Source organism: Verrucomicrobium sp. BvORR034, assembly GCF_000739635.1.
Lineage (GTDB): Bacteria > Verrucomicrobiota > Verrucomicrobiia > Verrucomicrobiales > Verrucomicrobiaceae > Verrucomicrobium.
The window spans coordinates 17,298-34,493 of record NZ_BATQ01000132.1; the positions used below are offsets into that span (position 1 = coordinate 17,298).

Sequence of the window (17,196 nt, forward strand, 5' to 3'; positions counted from 1 at the left end):
GTCCCCGGACCAAATCCTTGCGCACCCAAGCGACCACGGTTCCCAGCCTTCACACTCATAAGTACTCTGACGCCAAGGGCGTCGAACATGAGTGCCCGGGGTTGCCCCGTTTTATTGTCTACCGCAACCATCAGTTGGCCAATGGGCATCCTCTCGCGCCCAGACTACGCTTTCGCCACTTAAACCAAGTAGTTGCAACACCCCTTCAATCTGCTCATGAAGGGAGAGAGAGTGATTTTTTTCTGCCAGCAGAAACACCCCGGAACTTGGGCAATTTCGATAGCGTTTGATCCCAAAAGCTTGCCCTTTGCTATCGGTAAATAGCGCTATTTTGTACCAATCAAGGTCATCATAAGTTTCAGTAAAGATCAGAAGACCTTCTCTCTCAAAGTACTCTGGCTCTTGTTCGAGAACCGCCACGTCCTCGATGGGACGACGCAGATACTCACTTAGTGACAACTGGTTCATCGTTATGGCGTCTGAGTATTTTCTAAAAAAACTTTCCTATGGGTATCCGGCTAGCGCCGCACGGTATAGAGGTAAACAATACCCCTCTTGCGGTTGATCAGGCGCCAAGTCAGTTCATCCGGCCCATTGACCGCGTGAACAAAGTCCTCAGGCACGTCCGAGGCGGTGATCCATAGGTGCCTCGGGGCATCGCGCTCCAGCATATTGCTCCAAAGCGAGTCCTTGGGAAGTCCATCGGACCAGCCTTTTCCGGCCTTGATGTCCGTGATGAACGCATCGGAGTCTGCGGGATCATAACTGTAGATAGTCAGGGATTCCCCATCTCCATTGACCCGGGATGAATGTCCCACCTCAAACACCCGGTGAATTGACGATGGATAGTGCTGCTCAGCAAATCCAGCAAGGTCAGTGGCAGTTGGAGCATAGTCCCGACGCCAATAGTCCGTTTTCGAGTGCTCGTGAAACTTGAACATGCTCCACGCAAAATACGTCACCACCGTCGCCACGAGGACGATACCAGCGCTTATCGCAAGGTTCTTTGCCGTTGCAGAGTCGGAAGATGACATCAACCGGCATCCTACCACTCACTGGAATAAAGGGTCAAGATCGCATACAAAGCGAAAACTTTAGCGCCTTCAATAGCCAGTAGTTGCCCGCACCCGACCGACTCTAAAGAATCTCTTACGGGAACATCATTTTTTTCGACATTCAATCATCCGATTGCTAGGGTTCCGTCAGACGAAAAGTTTTTCACGTTGAGCCTATGATTTACGTGCAAATCGCAGCATATCGGGACCCTGAACTCATTCCTACTCTGGAGGATTGCATTTCAAAAGCCAAGTATAAGAACGATCTCACTTTTGGGATTTGCTGGCAAAGTGATAGCGAAGATCGAAGACTTGATGAATGGAAGACCAGGTCAAACTTCAGAATAGATGAAGTCCCATGGCAGGAGAGCAAGGGGCTGTGTTGGGCTCGCTCTCGGATCCAGAAAATGTATGAAGGCGAATCTTTCACCCTTCAACTAGACTCACATCATCGTTTTGAGAAAGAATGGGACCGTAAGCTTCTATCCGACCTAGAGTCGATTGGAAGTCGCAAGCCCATTCTGACCACCTACGCAGGCGTCTATGATCCACCCACCAACACCAAGGCAGGAAACGACCCCTTCAAAATGGTCGCAGATCGTTTCACGCCGTCAGGCACCATCCTGTTTCGCCCCCATCTTATTCCGAATTGGCGCGACCTCACTGGCCCAATCCGGGCCAGATTTGTTTCGGGACACTATTTTTTCACGATTGGTCAACACTGTGAAGAGTATGCCTATGATCCCAACCTGTACTTCGCAGGAGATGAAATCAGCCTAAGCATCCGATCCTATACGCTCGGATATGACCTGTTTCATCCCCACCGCACTTTGGTCTGGCACGAATACACTCGTAAAGGCAGGGTCAAGCACTGGGATGATCACACCACTGCCAACAAAGAGCTGGTGGGAGCTGCTTGGCATGAACGCGATGTCGTGAGCAAGAAACGTCTACGGAAGCTGCTCAAGGAGGAAGAGAACGAGGTGGAGCTGGGGCGTTACGGCCTGGGTTCAGTTCGCAGTCATCGCGACTATGAAATCTATGCTGGAATCAACTTCGCAGACCGACTCCTGCATAACGACACCATCGCGGGGAAGGAGCCACCCAGCACATTCTCGACGGAGGCCGAGTGGGCTCGACAATTCGCGCGCAACTATAGTCTAACCTACAGTTGGCAGCCCACAGACGTTCTCCTGGCGGATGACCTTCAGTTTGTGTATTTTGGCATTGAGGATGCAAACGGAAAAGTTCTGCATCGGCACGATGCCCCTTACGATAGCCTGGAGGCACTGGGTTCGGTCCGAGAACGTCAAGTCCAGTTTCTAGCCGGCTCCTCCCCTGCCCGACTGGTGGTGTGGCCGGTGAGTCGCTCGCAGGGGTGGATGAAAAAGACCGTGTACTCGCTTTAAGATCATGGTTCCTCAGGTGATTCATCAGACTTGGAAGGTCAACGAAATTACCTTCTGGATCTTCAAGCGATCCCAGGCCTCAGTACGAACCCATCTGGGGCACTGGCAATACAGATTCTGGACCGATGATGATCTCGACAACTTCATCCGCGACTGCTACTCCGCGTACTATGAACGCTGGAAGGCACTGAACAAGCCCATCAAGAAAGTTGACGTGGCCCGCTACTTCATCCTTCACCGTTTTGGCGGTGTGTATGCAGATCTCGATTTCGTCTTCACCGACTGTATCGACAGCTTGTTTAAAGATGAGTCTGACTTGTATTTCTACCAGTCCACCCAAGCTCGAGTCAAGAAGTGGTCCTTCCTCGGTAATGCGTGGATGGCCGCGACCCCCGGCAAGGACTTCTGGCTGGAAGCGGTGGACTTCATGCTGGCGTTGCCAGACAACACGCCAGTCTTGCGCCACACAGGCCCCCTGGCCCTGGGTGCATTTTACGACTCGCTCCTATCCAGGCAGGCCGACGTAGGCTGCATCAGGATTCTCGATCCCGACATCTTCGACAACGAACGGTGTGGTGATGGTGTTGGCGAGCGTCGCTACGGCTATCACATCCGCGCGGCCACCTGGCAGCGCCAATGAACTTCACTCCCAGGCACTTTACATGGTCTATCCCAATCCTCAGATCTATGACCACCTGCGAGCCATCTTTGTGCACGTGCCCAAGTGTGCTGGCACTTCCATTGAAAATGCCCTCAAAGAATCGAAAGACCGCGTTGTGGGAGGACACACCACCGCGTTGGGCTACCGGCGCGCATTCCCTGAAAAATTTCGTGACTACTTCAAGTTCGCGATCGTTCGCCATCCGGCTGATCGCCTTGTCTCTGCATTCTACTATCTACGAGAGAGACCCATCAACCCTGCCCTGAACAATCAAGCTGTCCACGAAGCGAAAGATTTTCGCTCATTTGTCGTCAAACTTGCAGAATCGAGAGACCTGTTGATGAACACCGTCCATTTGATGCCTCAGCATTGTTTTGTGTGTGACCACACAATGAAGATCTTGGTGGACAAAATCTATCGATTCGAAGCAATGACCAAGACTTGGACTCAACTCTGTCGCAAATACGCTCTCAACGGCACCCCTTTGCCGAAGAGGAACGCATCATCACATGCTCCTTGGCAGGACTGCTATGACCCAGCATCGCTGCAACTGGTGGCAAGTCTCTACCAAAAAGATTTCGCCCTTTTTGGTTACAGCCCTGTCACGCTCACTTCGCCAATGCCATGTGACTAATCCGCAAATTCACAAAGCTCTGACTGCGGTCAATTTTGTGTTGCCATGGCAATGACTTTTAGCGTTAATTTTTCTCCGTTATGGCCACCCTGAGCGATTACTTTGAACGCATTTGCATTCTCAATCTACCTTATAAGCCGGAACGCAGAGAGAGGCTGACCCGCCATCTTGCCGAGCAAGGTTTTGAGAAGAATATCACCTGGGTAAGATCGTATTCTGGAGACAAAATGCCCCCGCCGGCATGGTGGAATGCCGGCAACGGAGCATGGGGCTGTCTGCTTTCCCACGCCAGAGTCCTGGCCGAAGCGATTGCCGACGGGATTGAGAACGTCCTCATCCTCGAAGACGATGTTGTGTTTCAACCTGATGCGGGGTCCCTTCTAAAGGGATTCATGAAGCAAGCCCCAGACGACTGGGGCCAAATCTATCTCGGTGGCCAACACCTTAAGGATCCTACGCCTGTAGCGGGCTCCTCCTACGTGCTAAAATGCCATTGCGTGAATCGCACTCACGCCTTTGCCGTGCACAAGCGAGCTATGGTACGCATGCATCAGCACATTTGGCATGCGCCAGACTACATGCAGCACCCGGGGGGATGGCACGTCGATCATCAGTTGGGAACTGCGCACGAGCGCGGTGACTGGTCCGTGTACGGACCGTCCTATTGGATTGCGGGACAAGATGCAGAATGGAGCAATATTAGCGGAAGATACAATTCCCGCCATTGGTGGCATCCCTGTACGTGGTCCAAACACCTTCCATTCATCTGGCTCCCCCCCGCAGTTGGGGCGACACTTCACGGAGACGAGCGATGGTTACATGGAGGTTACAACCTTAAGCCCAATACCTTCGAAGATATTGGACTCGATGTGGCAGCCATTAGCGATGATCGACTTTCCGCATGGCTCAATGTCGCGGCACGTGAGGCGTTGGATATAGAGAAACTTCCTGCCGTGCAGCACCCCTATATCGGAATTGACCGCTTGAAAAAAATATGGCACGGAGGAGTGATACCGTGGGCCCCGAGGTGCATGGAGAGAACGGCCAGCATGCAACTACACGATCTCCGCACTCGCGTGCTGGAACTGTCAGGCGAGGAATACGATATTCCAAAGCATGGCGGGCATCCCCAAGCAGGATCTCCCGTTTTGACGGTAGATTGATGATCTTTTTCGTGCCAAATCGCTTCCATGAAGACGACACTTTATGTGAACTTGTTTGACCATCCGCATCCAAAGCGATTAGCGGAAATTCTAGAGGCCTTTCATCGGAACCTACAAGAGCCGGAAATTGATCGCATCGTGGCTCTGATCGACGAGCAATATCAAGGACGTGAAAGCGTAGACGATGCCAAAGTCATTTGGGAGACTTTCGACTGTTCACGATATGAATATGGCCGCCCCACCTATCGTGTGTTCTTTGACCTCGTCAACAAGCACACAGAATCGCCATACGACATCAATATCGTTGCTAATTCGGACATCGTCGTGGGTAACGACATCGCACTGTTGAAAAACCTCGATTTGGAGGGTCTCTGCCTTGCCCTCACGCGTTGGGACTTTGTGGACGGGAAAGCGGACCTTGTAGCATGGGACAACTCTCAAGCCACTTGGATCTTTCAAGGTAAAATTCGGCCCCTGGGATGGGTCGACTTCCCTATGGGAGCATGGGCCAGTGACAACAGGTTGGCATGGCAACTACGCCATGATGACTATGTGGTGCTCAACCCGTGTAAAGAGATCAAAACACTACATATCCATCAATCCAACATTTGCAACATTGCAAAACACGTGGGAGGGAACTCCGCCAACGTGCGCCGCATCACCTTGGCTGAGTGCCGACTGCAAGCCAAACGTAAAAGTTCATGCGGCCTGATTGCCTTCAGCTTGTGGGGAAACGATCCGAAATATTGTAAGGGAGCGACACAGAATGCTGTGCTTGCCAAGCATCTTTATCCCGGGTGGACTATCCGTTTTTATCACGATGATACAGTCCCTGAATCCATATTGAGGGAGCTTCGCGAGCTTAATGCCGATCTCGTAAAGATGGAGGCCACTATAGGATCATCTGGAGCGTTCTGGCGATTCCTTGCAGCGGACGACCCAGGTTTTGAAAGGTGGATCATAAGAGATGCAGATTCCCGATTGAACTACAGAGAGCGTCGGGCAGTCGATGAATGGATCGCCTCCGAAAAGCCATTCCACGTCATGAGAGATCATCCTTACCATGTGAAACCCATCATGGGGCGTGGTTTCGGAGGGACTAGAGGCAGCATCCTCGGCATGGGCGAAAAGTGTTCGGCCTGGTATCGGCAAACCCAATATGGCGATGACGAGGAATTCCTCGCAAAGGTCATCTGGCCAGAAATTCACGACCTCGCACTCATTCACGACATTCAACCAGAGAGCCCTTTTGGTCCAGTCTCTCCATTCCCATGTGCGCGGGAGTTCTGGAGATTTGTGGGAGAAACTTGTCATCATGACGAGCATTGGGTCCTAGCGCACCGAGAGCGACTATTTTGGAATTCTTAGGGTATGAAGAAACCACAGTTCGAGGTGTTGGCGTATCGCAAAACGCTTAATCTAGGGGATGCCATTCAGACCTATGCCATGGCCAGATTGCTGCCCTCACCGCTGGGGGCAAAGTATCGAGACAGTCTCGATCGGGACGATGCGATACCACTCGTCATCAACGGATATCTTTGTGACAGCGTTCCAACAACGCAAAACTGTCTTTTTGCGGGCATCTACATCGGTCGGCGACTGGATGAGCACGTGCAATGGATCAAGAACAGCAAGTACAGGGTTGGGGCACGGGATCCATTCACTGCAAATCTTCTGCAAAAACGTGGAATTGACTGTCAAATGATTGGCTGCGCCACACTGACCCTGCCGCGATATGAGGGACCTCGAAAGGGAGTGATTCGCGTCGACGACATCGCCGACAACATAGGCAGAGGGCAATACACTCAATCAATTGGGCATATTTCATGGGTACAACAATGGCATGAAGCAATGGACCGCCTGGCAACTATTCGGACTGCCGAGTTGGTTTACACTAGTCGACTTCACATCGCGCTGCCCTGTCTCGCCTTCGGCACACCAGTCCAGATCCCCTCGCGGGCACGGTCAAATGTCCAACAATCTGAGAGGCTAAGCATCCTGGATGCCATTGGCTTCCAATATGACAAGCCCAATGTGATCGATGTGTCAGAGTTTTCTGCGGCATTCAAAAGTTTCCTGAAGTCAAAGTTGGGGATAAGTTTAGAAGAGGTCTCCAGACCAATAATGCCCAATCCATGGCTTTGACCGTCGGAATCAGAATGGCGTGGCCTAACGACAATATTAGTGATGCAAAAAATCCATGAACCTCAAGTTACTGTCATCAGTCAGGATATGGGTAACCTTCGATTCTGACATGGCAGAGTTTATGGCTTGCTACCACCCTCAAATACTTTGAAAAAGTCTGACTCCTTTTCGATATTTTGGTAAACCAGGTTGCTCATCCGCCCAAAACAGCATCGCATATGCTGCATGGCTTGAGATTTACCGCGAACAGCAACGATGTGAACATCAACGATTGGACTCCTGCTTCCACATCCATGGTGATATACAGTGTGCCCGTAGATGCCAAATAACACGGGCGCAAAGTCCACAACATTTGTTCGATTGAGAGGCAGCCACTTCACCCCCCGCCGTTTGATTTCATTGTAGATTGCCCCTCCGGTATCGCACTTTCTTGGTCTAAAAACGCTATCAGTGCGGCCTAGATTCCACATTGGCCCATTTGTTCCGCAGCTTCCATTAAGGGACTTCCACGTACGCACAGTGGTCATGAAGAAACAGGGGTGGCTATGACGGTCCCCATTCTCCAACCTTTGCACAGAGATGACGGGATATAGCTTCAATTCTTCGACCAACGGTTCTATGCTTCGAATTAAAAAAGCGTCTGAGTCAAGAAACACCAATACATCCTCCTCGGCAACCAGCGATTGACTGATTACATGCCGGGTAAGCTTGTTCAGCCTCGCAACGTGACGTCCTGATGAACGTGAGTTTGGAGGATCCACGACCCCGCTTCTGGCAACGTAGCAAGTAGAAGAAGAGTACATTGAACACACTTCATCAGCATCATCTTCAAGGTACAACCAGAATCGATGAGGCGTTGCGACATTCCCTTCAATGAATCGTCGTTGAATATCAATCCATCGCGTACTCGTGTGGACGGACAAAAAATGAATCATAGTGAGCACATGCTAGTTTTTGTTTTGCTAGGAGCCAGAACGCGTAAGATATCACCACTAATGATCGCATCCCTACCGAAGCCATTTATTTTCATCCATATTCCAAAATGTGCAGGAACAAGCATCGAAAACGCGCTCATGAATTCATGTTTGGGCGTGCCGGATTGGAGCAAACTCTCCAAAGAGATGGCTCGACGCCACTGTCTTCCTCCGACTGGCAGGCAACACAACAAAATCAAGTGGTTCCAAAAAAGCAACTACGACTTACCAGCATATTTTAAATTCGCTTTTGTGAGAAACCCATGGAGCCGAGCGGTCTCTCAAGTTCGCTACTTGCAAGCCAGGACTGGGAAGCAAGTATTCAATGGGAAATGCATTTCTGATAACCTTAAGATCCTATGCTTCACGAGGCAGTGGTTATGGGGTCAGGACTTAGGTGCACAGCAATCAGACTACTTGACCGATAAAGAGGGAAGACTTAACGTGGACTTTATCGGGAGATTTGAACATCTTGAGGCCGATTTTTCTCTTATTTGCAACCGGTTGGGAATCAAAACTCCAGAGTTGCCACATATTTTCAAACAAGAAGATTTAGGTCACTACTCCACGCACTATGACGAAGAGCTTGTCCAGCAAATTGGGCAAAAGTACTGTGACGACATCAGGCTGTTTGGTTATCAGTTTGAAAGGCAATACTGATTGGAGATGGATGCTACAACTTCAAACCTATCCGCTGAATGACAAACTCTGCAATTTCCAAAGGGCCTTCATTGGGGGCCACAATAAACTCGGCTTCCCGCACCGGATCAATGGGCTCAAATTTCGAGGAGATCCCAGTCATGTCATTGACTTCACCCCTGAGCGCCTGGGCATAAAGCCCCTTTGCATCACGTGCCACACAGGTTTCTGCACTTACAGGGAGGTACACAAAGTGAACTCTTACGTCTCCTAGAAGTAAAGCAACAAGACTACGCTGATGCACAAGTGGTGTGATACACGCCACAACTACAACATTCCCAAATCGAGCCACGAGGTTGGCGACTTCCGCGACCCGTCGGATATTCTCAGTACGATCTGCAACAGAATACCCAAGGTCCTTGCATAGACCTTTGCGAACTTCATCTCCATCCAAAACGATTAGCTGACTTCCATTTTTGGTCAATCGCTCAAGAAGGTTCAGGGCCAAAGTGGTTTTTCCAGACGATGGTCTTCCGAAGATCCAGATTACCAATCCTGACGATGGAATGCAAGAAGTCCCCAGACTGTCATAATTCTCACTCATAGTGATGTCATCAGTGAAGTTCGTGCGCCCCCGAAAGGTCATAGGCAAAGCCCACAACGCTGGAGTCGCATCGTAAATGGGCTTCCCATTAGATTCTTTGCTCTGATGAGCATTGCCGCAGCGTTCGCTCATTAGACCTCTGCTACTTTTAAAAGAGCTCATTAAGCAACTCAAACAACCACTCAAGGAATTTGTGAAGAGGCTCCCAATATCTCTCTAATACTCCGAGTGGCAGAAATAAGTAGTAGAGTATTATTCCGACACCCCGATCGGAACTTATGATGTTGAAGTAGTCCAACACAGCATAAATCGGGTAAAGCAGAAAGTATCCTAGCAAAAAAACAGCGACGCACCCTACATGGCGTCCAGTTTTAGATTCGCTTTCCTCCTTCATCGCGTGAGAATGGATTGAACTTTAGTCGCATGTGCATCCACATCTTTCGTAGCGGGAACAGAGAGCCCTGCTCCATTCTTTGTGGAAGAGTCGGGTCTCGGGTCGTAGCCATACATAGCGTTGGCACCATACTTGGCAATAAACCACGCATGCATGGCATCGTTTGCTTTCGCATGACCTGTGCCTCGATTGAGTGGCTTAGGAAGGCTAGATGCGGCCGCAACAAGGGCTGCAATGTCCGGATTAGAAGCAGCGCCAGCAGCCCCCCCCTTCCCTCCCAACGTTTCGTACAGATTGTTGACGTACTCTGAATACTTCTGCGTATTGGCCGCACTTGATGTGATATGATCCGGGATCTTACCGTCCAGGCCGTGCCCTATGCCGGTCGCATATCCGCTAAGTTTTCCACCACCACTATCACGGGTGTGGGCATACGTGTCCCCCAGAGTGTGTATCGCAAAACCAGTTTCCCAATCTGTAGAAAACTCACCGCCTTTGATTGCGCCCGCAATGTTTGTCCTTGCCTTCTTGATCGCTGTGTCATCTGCACCACTTAGATAGTGAAGCCCGCGCTGAATGTTTCCCATGATGCCCAATTTTTCAGCCATGTCCTTCGTGTCTGACACAGATGGGGCTGGCGATTTCCCGCCAGTAATCTGGGCTTTAGCCGCCTTCGTTTGTACGTTTTTCACCGCGCTACCAGCCTCGTATGCAACCTCTACTGCATCAAATCTTGCAACCTCATCTGGAATCTGTGAATAGTATGCTAACGCGAACGCTCGCTGCTGCGGGACCCCTGCCGCCAGGGCTACCGCGTAAGTAGTGTAGAAATGCCCCGCCTCAGCCCACAGCCCTTTCGCATCAAACTTTGTCCACGGATTCTGCCGTACATACGCGTACAAGTTGGAGCCATCCACAAAGCCCGCTGGGTCCCGCGTAATGAACGTCCCGGTCTCAATATCACGGTACCGGTACCCTTCATTCAACAATCCTGTTGGGTCCTCATCTTTACTGTTCGCGCGCTGGCGGTCGGGATTCGCACCCGTTTCTTCAGGTCGGCGGCCAAACGCTTCGTACTGCGCCTGCCAGGTCATCGTGCTGGTGCTCTCATCCACCTTTGCCACGACATCACCTCGGACGCTGCTGTGCGCCAGGCTCGCCGCACCGCTGCGCACACTGTAGAGGATGCCTCCCACCCCGCCGCCTTGATCGGGCCCCCTCACGTATTCCACCGTGGGACTGGGCAGGCTTCCCACGCTGGTGCCGGGACTGGCGGCATACTCCTGGATGCTGACTCCGCCCTGGAAGCTTAGCACTGTCGGGGCGCCCAACTCCTCACGAGACACCCGGCGGGTGCGGGCGTCATAGCTGTACTCATAAAGACCGCGATCACCCGGAGTCGCCGGGGTTTGCAGGTCAAGCGTGAGGAGGCGCGTCCACACGTCGTAGCTGTAGGTATCAGTGCGCGTGTCATCGATGCGGCTGGTGCGAGCTCCGGTGAGATCATAGGTGAATGCTACCACACTGGTGTCTGGTCGGGTGAGGCTGGCGATCTGGTTGGCTCCGGTGCCGTTGCCTCCGTTGCCGATGGCATAGGTGGTGGCGCCAGCCTCAGGACCGCCGAAGACCTCGCGCGAGATGCGGTTGTCCGCCTTGTCATAAGTGTAGTTGGTAACGATAGCCGGATCCACACCTCGCTGGTCGGCCTCCACAATGAGGCGATGGGTGCCGTCATACGCGCAGGTGAGCACTCGGGTGGGCAGGCTGCCCACGGCACTGCTTTCCTCCAGGGCGATGAGATTACCTGCCAGATCATACTCATAGGTCTGGAGCAGACGCGTGGTGGTGCCGTCGGGCTCTTTCACATGCAGTTCAACGACGCGGTTGCGCACGTCGTAGGTGCGATTCTCCGTGCTGCTATCGGTGAGGGTTTTCACCAGCAGGTTCCCCTGCGGATCATAGGAAAAACTAGTAAGTCGCGTGGGCTCGCCACTCACCACATCCTCCTGGGTGAGGAGGCGGTTGCCGGGATCGTAAGTGCGGGTAAGCACACGGCTCGTCTTGTCGTAAGTCGTGGTGAGGCGGTTGCTGGCCTGGTCGTAGGTATGAGTGTGAGTGAGACCGGAACTGGTCTCACTCAAGACCCGATTGAGGGCATCATAGGTCTGGGCGGTATCCCGCCAGGTGTACCCGGCGTGGGTGACGGAGAGGAGGTTGCCCACATCGTCATAGGTGCGGGTGCGATTGTCCTGGGTTTGACTAGGGACGGTTTCGCTGGTGAGACGGTTGCGCACATCGTAGGCATACTCGATCACGCGACCCTCTGCATCTTCATAGCTGACCTTGTTGAGGTCATTGTAGACGTTGGTCTCCGTGGCCTCCAGAGCAGTATCGGCATCATGCACGGTGGTGAGGAGTCGGTTGAGACCGTCGTATGTAAAGCGAACAATGCAGTCACGACCGTCTGTCTGGCGGGTGCGGTTGCCGACCTGGTCATAGGCATAACTCACAATGATGTCATCGCCAACCGAGGGCGTGGTGGCGGTGCTTAGGAGACGGTTGAGGTTGTCGTAGGTGTTGACCGTAACATTGCCCAGGGGATCTGTGACGGAGACGGCATTGCCATTCGCGTCATAGGAGGTTTCCGTGATCGCACCGTCGGCAGCGGTCATAATCGCGGGCCGGTTCGCCGCATCATAGTCTGTCGTGGTGGTGTTGCCATTGGCGTCCGTCACCGAGATGACGTTGCCCACAAAGTCATACGCGGTGACGATGAGCCGGGAGATGGCCGCAAGCTCTTCCTCGATCTTCCGGTTCCTGTCGTCGTAGGTGAAGGTGGTGACGTGCAGGTTGGGATCGGTTTGAGACACCTGATTACCAGCGTCGTCGTAGTCCATGAGCACCTCAGGTGAGCCGCCACCCGGATTGGGGAAGACCGTGCGGATGCGACGGCCAGCGTCATCGTAGTGATGTGTGGTCACACGGCCCATCTCATCCGTCAGCGTGCGCTCCAGCCCGGCCGGTGTATAGGTTTTTTCAGTAAAGGTGGTGTCAGCAAAGGTGACACGAACCGGCCGATTCAGGGCGTCAAACTCAGTAGCGATCGAGTGTCCAAGCGGATCCGTGACCGAGACAGGGTTGCCAACATCGTCATAGCCCGTCTCCGTGGTGGCGATACCTCCGCCGTATTCGGCCGCCTGTTCGGTGGCGCGATAGAGGGCATCGTAAGTGAAGTGCGTGTCGTATCCACGGGGATCGCGGATGCGTACGGGCTTGAATCCGGAGACATCGAAGGCGCTGGACCCGCTGTTCGCTCCATAGAAACGGCCGGTCGTGTGGTTCAGCGGATCCGTCGTACTAGTGAGACGCTGGATGTCGTCGTACTCAAAGGTCGTGACGTTGTTTCGGGGGTCCGTGGTGGAAAGCCGCGAGCCTAACGCATTGTACGTATGTGACGTGACCAGCGGAGGACCGTCATCCATGTCCCGCGTACTAGAGAGAAGACGATTGAGACGGTCGTAGGTGTGCCATGTCATGTGGCCGTTTTCATCCTCCTCCTGGATCTTGTTCCCCGCCGTGTCGTAGCCCATGTAACGGGAGGAACCGTCCTCAAAATCCGTCTGAATGAGGCGATTGGCGTCGTCATAGACAAACTCCGTCTCCAGTCCGCGCCCATCGGTCATCTTGGTCCGGTTTCCATTGGCGTCGCGATCAAAGGAGCGAGGCATGAGGCCGCCTACATTTTCCGTGGCCTTGTAGCCATAAGCATCGGCGGTGTAGGTGGTGACGAGGTCGTTGCCCGCACTCACCCCGTTTTGCACCGTAGTCTTTGTGAGGAACGAGGGGAAGCTCCCGTTGCCGTACTCATAATCGGTTTGCCGAACCAGCAAACCGCCGGCAGCTCGTACTTTTTCTGAATGACGAAGCCCTCGGGTGCTGTCCACATCGTACTCCGTACGCCTCCCTTCCTCATCAATGACGAGCGTCATCACCCGCGCACCTGGGAGAGTCGGGTCTTCCGAGAGGTACTCAAAGGTTTTAGTCTTGCCGAGCGCGTTTGTCTGGCTCGTGGGGTCGGAATAGCGCGTAACAAAGATGGGGCTATTCTTCAGCGCAGCAGGAAGCCATGGGAAAACATCGTCCACCGACCACGAGTCCTCGTAAGCAAACGTCGTCGTGTTGCCACTGTAATCATCAATCCTGGACAAGGCCATGTTGGCCTCCGGATTGAACCTGAACACCTCAGTGACATTGGTCGGATGCTTGAGCGCAAGGCGCGTCCATAGAATGAGGAAAAAGCGTTTGCGCGGGCTGCCTGTGTCAAAGAAGAGATCCTCAAACTCCTTGGCATCAATGAACTCCGGCTGAGAGAACGTGTAAACCCTGCTCTTGCCCAAAGCATCGGTAACCGTATTGACGCGATTTCCCGTAAGATAGCTGCGAAACCCATCCGGTTCACTTGGATCAGCCTCAAACTGAATACGCAAAGGGGCCGCGGCTTGGGAGAAGATGCTGAAGTTGTTGTCGGGCAGCGTCACGCGCTGGACCACCCTGGGAAGACCGGGCTGCAGGTACCACGTAGGAGTGCCAGATGCGGTAGAGTAGGTCTCCTTTGAATGGTCAAATGCGTACAGAAAGCGGTGAGACCGCCCTAGAGGGTCTGTGATCGCAGAGACATTGTAGTGGTAGAAGTACTGAGGAGGAGGCGACGGCTGCCCTGGAGAAGGCGGAGGCTGAGGAGTATTGTCTGGCTCAGTGGCTCCCGCATAGCCATAGCGAATTCGGATGCCCTCTGGCCGACCGACCTCGATCAGCCGCTGGAAGGTATTGCCTCCGAAAGTGACGGTTCCGTAGCGATAAGTCGTGCGATTTCCGCGGGGATCCGTAACGGCCGTGATAAGCTGGCCAGTTCGCTCAACCGTAATGCTGCGGCTCCCGCAGGCAATGGTCTGCGGGATCAAAGTACCCGTACCACTGAAAGAGAAGTCGATCTCATTCCCCATGCGATCGGTGGCCTTTTTGAGACGGCAGTAGGAATAATACTGCATCTTGGGCGGTGAAGCACCGGGATTGAGCTGGTAGCTCTGAAGCAGGCCTGCGGTTTCGAACTCGAGCTTAGTTCCGAATTTTCGGGTGAACAAGAAACGCCACTGCGAGCGTGGGTCGCCAGGATTCACCACCTCAAGGCGCATGAGAAAGGAGTCCTTCTCAGACCGATTGGAGGCAATGGGCATGAAATAGGGCGAAGCTCCCCCGCCCGCCTTGTTCCATATCAGAACAAACCGGTGCGAGGCCCCGTTTTCATCCACCACAAAGGTGTAGTCAGGATCGGGGCGTTCCACCTCGCACTGGTGTCCTGAGGGAGCATCAGCATCTTTCCATGTGAATTTGACATGGGCCGCCAGACCAGATGTCCAGCAGGGGCCAAAAGGCTTATCAACCTGCTGACTGGGCTTCAATCCAGGGTGGGTGCTCCATTGCTCTTCAGAAACACTGCGTTTTACTGCAAGAGCGAGCTCGCCGCCAGGCAGAGGCACATAGATGTCGCTGGTGTCGTGCCTGAGAGACAAGGTGAGGGCATCTACGTAGGTCTCTTCTGAGTCCTCGTCAGACTCATCCGCCGATTGGGGTTTTGAATCCGATAGAGGCAAACCATTCAATGCCACCTTGCGATATTGTGGCCCGGATGCCTCGGAGAAGTCTTGGAAGGAGGACGGATTGTCACATGGCCCCTCACTGCTGCTTGAGCTGCTGCTATCGGAGGAACTGGAACTGGAGGTCGAATAGGAGCTGCTGCTACTACTGCTGCTGCTCGAACTTGAACTGGATGACGATGAAGACGAGCTGCTGGAGCTCGACGAAGACGAACTGCTTGAGCCCGAACTGCTTCCGCTTCCTGAACTGGAACCACTGCTGCCAGAGCTGGACGAGCTGCTCGGTGTCGGGGTAGGCGTTGGAGTCGGCGTCGGAGTGACGGGCACAAACGTTGGCGTTACCGGTGCAAACGTCGGAGTCGGGGTAGGCGTCACCGGTACAAACGTCGGAGTGACGGGCGCAAACGTTGGTGTTGGCGTCACTGGCACAAAGGTTGGCGTGGGCGTGACCGGCGCAAACGTCGGAGTCGGAGTAACAGGCACAAACGTCGGTGTTGGCGTAGGCTCAATGTTGTTCGATGAACTTGGCACGTTGCTGGGGGAAGACGCCTTTTTCATGGGGGGGAAAGCGAATCAAAACTCACCGAAGATCTTCGAAGCACCTGGTAAATGCCCTGTCTCCTGAAATTATTGCCAACACTAAGGATTGCTGCGCAAACTTTGTCGAGACAATAATAAAAACGTTACAGTAAAAATCAACCTACGGCGTGGCGTGAAAAATTTTTGTAAGAACCGTATCACGATTGATCATTGCTGGCATTTGAGCCAACGTCCTTCTTACCTACAATGAAACAACCAGGCCAGAAGTGGACGCTGCAAACAAGCTGCATCTGCATGAATTTGCCTCGTCGACAGGATCGTCGTTTTGTCCTCCTGCAAACCGCCCCCCATGATGTTGCCACGATGATCCAGTTTATCGACGCTGCTGACGGTGAGTGCGTCTCAGAAATGAAATGCCGCAAGTGGAACATTGGAAAGAGGTCTTACGCAGTGGGACTATCCAAAAGGATAGCGATCCGAAGGTTCCTCCAGTCCGACGACGATGCGCTGCTTCTTTTAGAGGATGACGTGATGTTCACTAAAGATTTCACAAGTAAAATCGACTTCTTAATAGACAACTTACCCGATGGTTGGGGGATGTTCTTTCTAGGGGGAAATCACGTCAGACCACCCCTGGAAACCGATTCCCCAGGGTTGGTCCGTTGTGTTAAGACCCACTTCAACCATGCTCTGATGATTCGCCGTTGGTGCGCCTCCAGAATTCTCAAGGAACTCGGCAAAAAGCCCTTCCGACAGATGTTCAGTGACCAAACCGTTGGGAAACTGCAGTCTGAGATCCCTACCTACGCCCCGGAAAGATTGAGGTGGACCCCGCGCTCCGGCCAAAGTTGCTGGAAGTTAAGCTATGGTGGGCTGGCTGTTCACTGGGTTAGGTTGGTTCCGTCTTGATGTCAACTATCACATTTCTCTTCCGATCGATGGGGTTGTGTAACGAAAGGCTCGGAGCGTAGCGGAGAGCCTGAAGTGCAACAACCCCATCGATCGGACCGCGCCCGGGGGGGACAGGGCTGTTCAGGCTGCCAGGGCTAATGGCATCCTCGGTGGGGTCGGCGGTAACTTCACCATTCCCGCATACGCCTGCTGAGGGGTGTCGTAGGCCAGCGCTTCGTGCGGTCGCCACGTGTTGTAGTGCTCAAACCACTGCGCCAGCCCGACTTCAAGCCTGGGTATCGTCGCATGTTCGCGCTGGTAGATTTCCTCGTACTTCACACTGCGCCACAACCGCTCAATGAACACGTTGTCCATCCACCGTCCTTTGCCATCCATGCTGATGCGCGCTCCCAGCTCCTCAACCCGCTTGATC

At 53.1% G+C, this 17,196-nt stretch carries 12 protein-coding genes; 7 read left to right on the forward strand and 5 right to left on the reverse strand.

What is annotated here, in order from left to right:
• Positions 1–111: 111 nt before the first annotated feature.
• Positions 112–468, reverse strand: coding sequence for a hypothetical protein (locus tag BV034_RS22075; protein ID WP_050029142.1), 357 nt, complete (start codon positions 466–468; stop codon positions 112–114).
• Between the two features lie 50 nt (positions 469–518).
• The gene (locus BV034_RS22080) at positions 519–1,034 is read right to left on the reverse strand and encodes a hypothetical protein (protein ID WP_050029143.1); all 516 of its coding nucleotides are present in this window, start codon (positions 1,032–1,034) and stop codon (positions 519–521) included.
• 197 nt (positions 1,035–1,231) lie between these two features.
• Here BV034_RS22080 and BV034_RS22085 point away from each other — a divergent pair, with 197 nt between their 5' ends.
• The 7 genes from BV034_RS22085 (at position 1,232) to BV034_RS22115 (ending at position 8,701) form a co-directional block, all read left to right on the forward strand.
• The gene (locus tag BV034_RS22085; RefSeq protein ID WP_050029144.1) at positions 1,232–2,464 is read left to right on the forward strand and encodes a GlcNAc-transferase family protein; all 1,233 of its coding nucleotides are present in this window, start codon (positions 1,232–1,234) and stop codon (positions 2,462–2,464) included.
• A 4-nt stretch (positions 2,465–2,468) separates the two neighbouring features.
• The gene (locus BV034_RS22090) at positions 2,469–3,104 is read left to right on the forward strand and encodes a glycosyltransferase (RefSeq protein ID WP_050029145.1); all 636 of its coding nucleotides are present in this window, start codon (positions 2,469–2,471) and stop codon (positions 3,102–3,104) included.
• A 22-nt stretch (positions 3,105–3,126) separates the two neighbouring features.
• Positions 3,127–3,759 carry a sulfotransferase family 2 domain-containing protein gene (locus tag BV034_RS22095; RefSeq protein WP_050029146.1) on the forward strand — a complete coding sequence of 211 codons (633 nt, stop codon included), beginning with the start codon at positions 3,127–3,129 and terminating at the stop codon, positions 3,757–3,759.
• An 80-nt stretch (positions 3,760–3,839) separates the two neighbouring features.
• Positions 3,840–4,922, forward strand: a complete 1,083-nt coding sequence (locus BV034_RS22100; protein ID WP_050029147.1) for a glycosyltransferase family 25 protein — start codon at positions 3,840–3,842, stop codon at positions 4,920–4,922.
• Positions 4,923–4,949: 27 nt separating this feature from the next.
• Complete coding sequence (locus BV034_RS22105) at positions 4,950–6,290, forward strand: hypothetical protein (RefSeq protein WP_050029148.1); 1,341 nt, start codon at positions 4,950–4,952, stop codon at positions 6,288–6,290.
• A 3-nt stretch (positions 6,291–6,293) separates the two neighbouring features.
• Positions 6,294–7,067 (forward strand): polysaccharide pyruvyl transferase family protein, encoded by a 774-nt coding sequence (locus BV034_RS22110; RefSeq protein WP_050029149.1) that lies wholly within the window; start codon positions 6,294–6,296, stop codon positions 7,065–7,067.
• Positions 7,068–7,951: 884 nt separating this feature from the next.
• Positions 7,952–8,701: a sulfotransferase family 2 domain-containing protein gene (locus tag BV034_RS22115; protein ID WP_265593322.1), complete on the forward strand. Its 750-nt coding sequence runs from the start codon at positions 7,952–7,954 to the stop codon at positions 8,699–8,701.
• A gap of 13 nt (positions 8,702–8,714) precedes the next feature.
• Here BV034_RS22115 and cysC read toward each other — a convergent pair whose 3' ends face one another.
• The 3 genes from cysC to BV034_RS22140 form a co-directional block, all read right to left on the reverse strand.
• Positions 8,715–9,416 (reverse strand): adenylyl-sulfate kinase, encoded by a 702-nt coding sequence (gene cysC, locus BV034_RS35135; protein WP_265593323.1) that lies wholly within the window; start codon positions 9,414–9,416, stop codon positions 8,715–8,717.
• A 258-nt stretch (positions 9,417–9,674) separates the two neighbouring features.
• Positions 9,675–15,248, reverse strand: a complete 5,574-nt coding sequence (locus BV034_RS22130; RefSeq protein WP_265593324.1) for an RHS repeat-associated core domain-containing protein — start codon at positions 15,246–15,248, stop codon at positions 9,675–9,677.
• A 1,656-nt stretch (positions 15,249–16,904) separates the two neighbouring features.
• On the reverse strand, positions 16,905–17,196 hold a 292-nt coding region (locus BV034_RS22140; protein ID WP_265593325.1), incomplete at its 5' end, for an integrase core domain-containing protein.

What these genes read in the sequence shown, in the direction of transcription:
- BV034_RS22075 (WP_050029142.1), bottom strand. Translation starts at nt 468, where the DNA reads ATGAACCAGTTGTCACTAAGTGAGTATCTGCGTCGTCCCATCGAGGAC.
- BV034_RS22080 (WP_050029143.1), bottom strand. Translation starts at nt 1,034, where the DNA reads ATGTCATCTTCCGACTCTGCAACGGCAAAGAACCTTGCGATAAGCGCT.
- BV034_RS22085 (WP_050029144.1), top strand. Translation starts at nt 1,232, where the DNA reads ATGATTTACGTGCAAATCGCAGCATATCGGGACCCTGAACTCATTCCT.
- BV034_RS22090 (WP_050029145.1), top strand. Translation starts at nt 2,469, where the DNA reads ATGGTTCCTCAGGTGATTCATCAGACTTGGAAGGTCAACGAAATTACC.
- BV034_RS22095 (WP_050029146.1), top strand. Translation starts at nt 3,127, where the DNA reads ATGGTCTATCCCAATCCTCAGATCTATGACCACCTGCGAGCCATCTTT.
- BV034_RS22100 (WP_050029147.1), top strand. Translation starts at nt 3,840, where the DNA reads ATGGCCACCCTGAGCGATTACTTTGAACGCATTTGCATTCTCAATCTA.
- BV034_RS22105 (WP_050029148.1), top strand. Translation starts at nt 4,950, where the DNA reads ATGAAGACGACACTTTATGTGAACTTGTTTGACCATCCGCATCCAAAG.
- BV034_RS22110 (WP_050029149.1), top strand. Translation starts at nt 6,294, where the DNA reads ATGAAGAAACCACAGTTCGAGGTGTTGGCGTATCGCAAAACGCTTAAT.
- cysC (WP_265593323.1), bottom strand. Translation starts at nt 9,416, where the DNA reads ATGAGCGAACGCTGCGGCAATGCTCATCAGAGCAAAGAATCTAATGGG.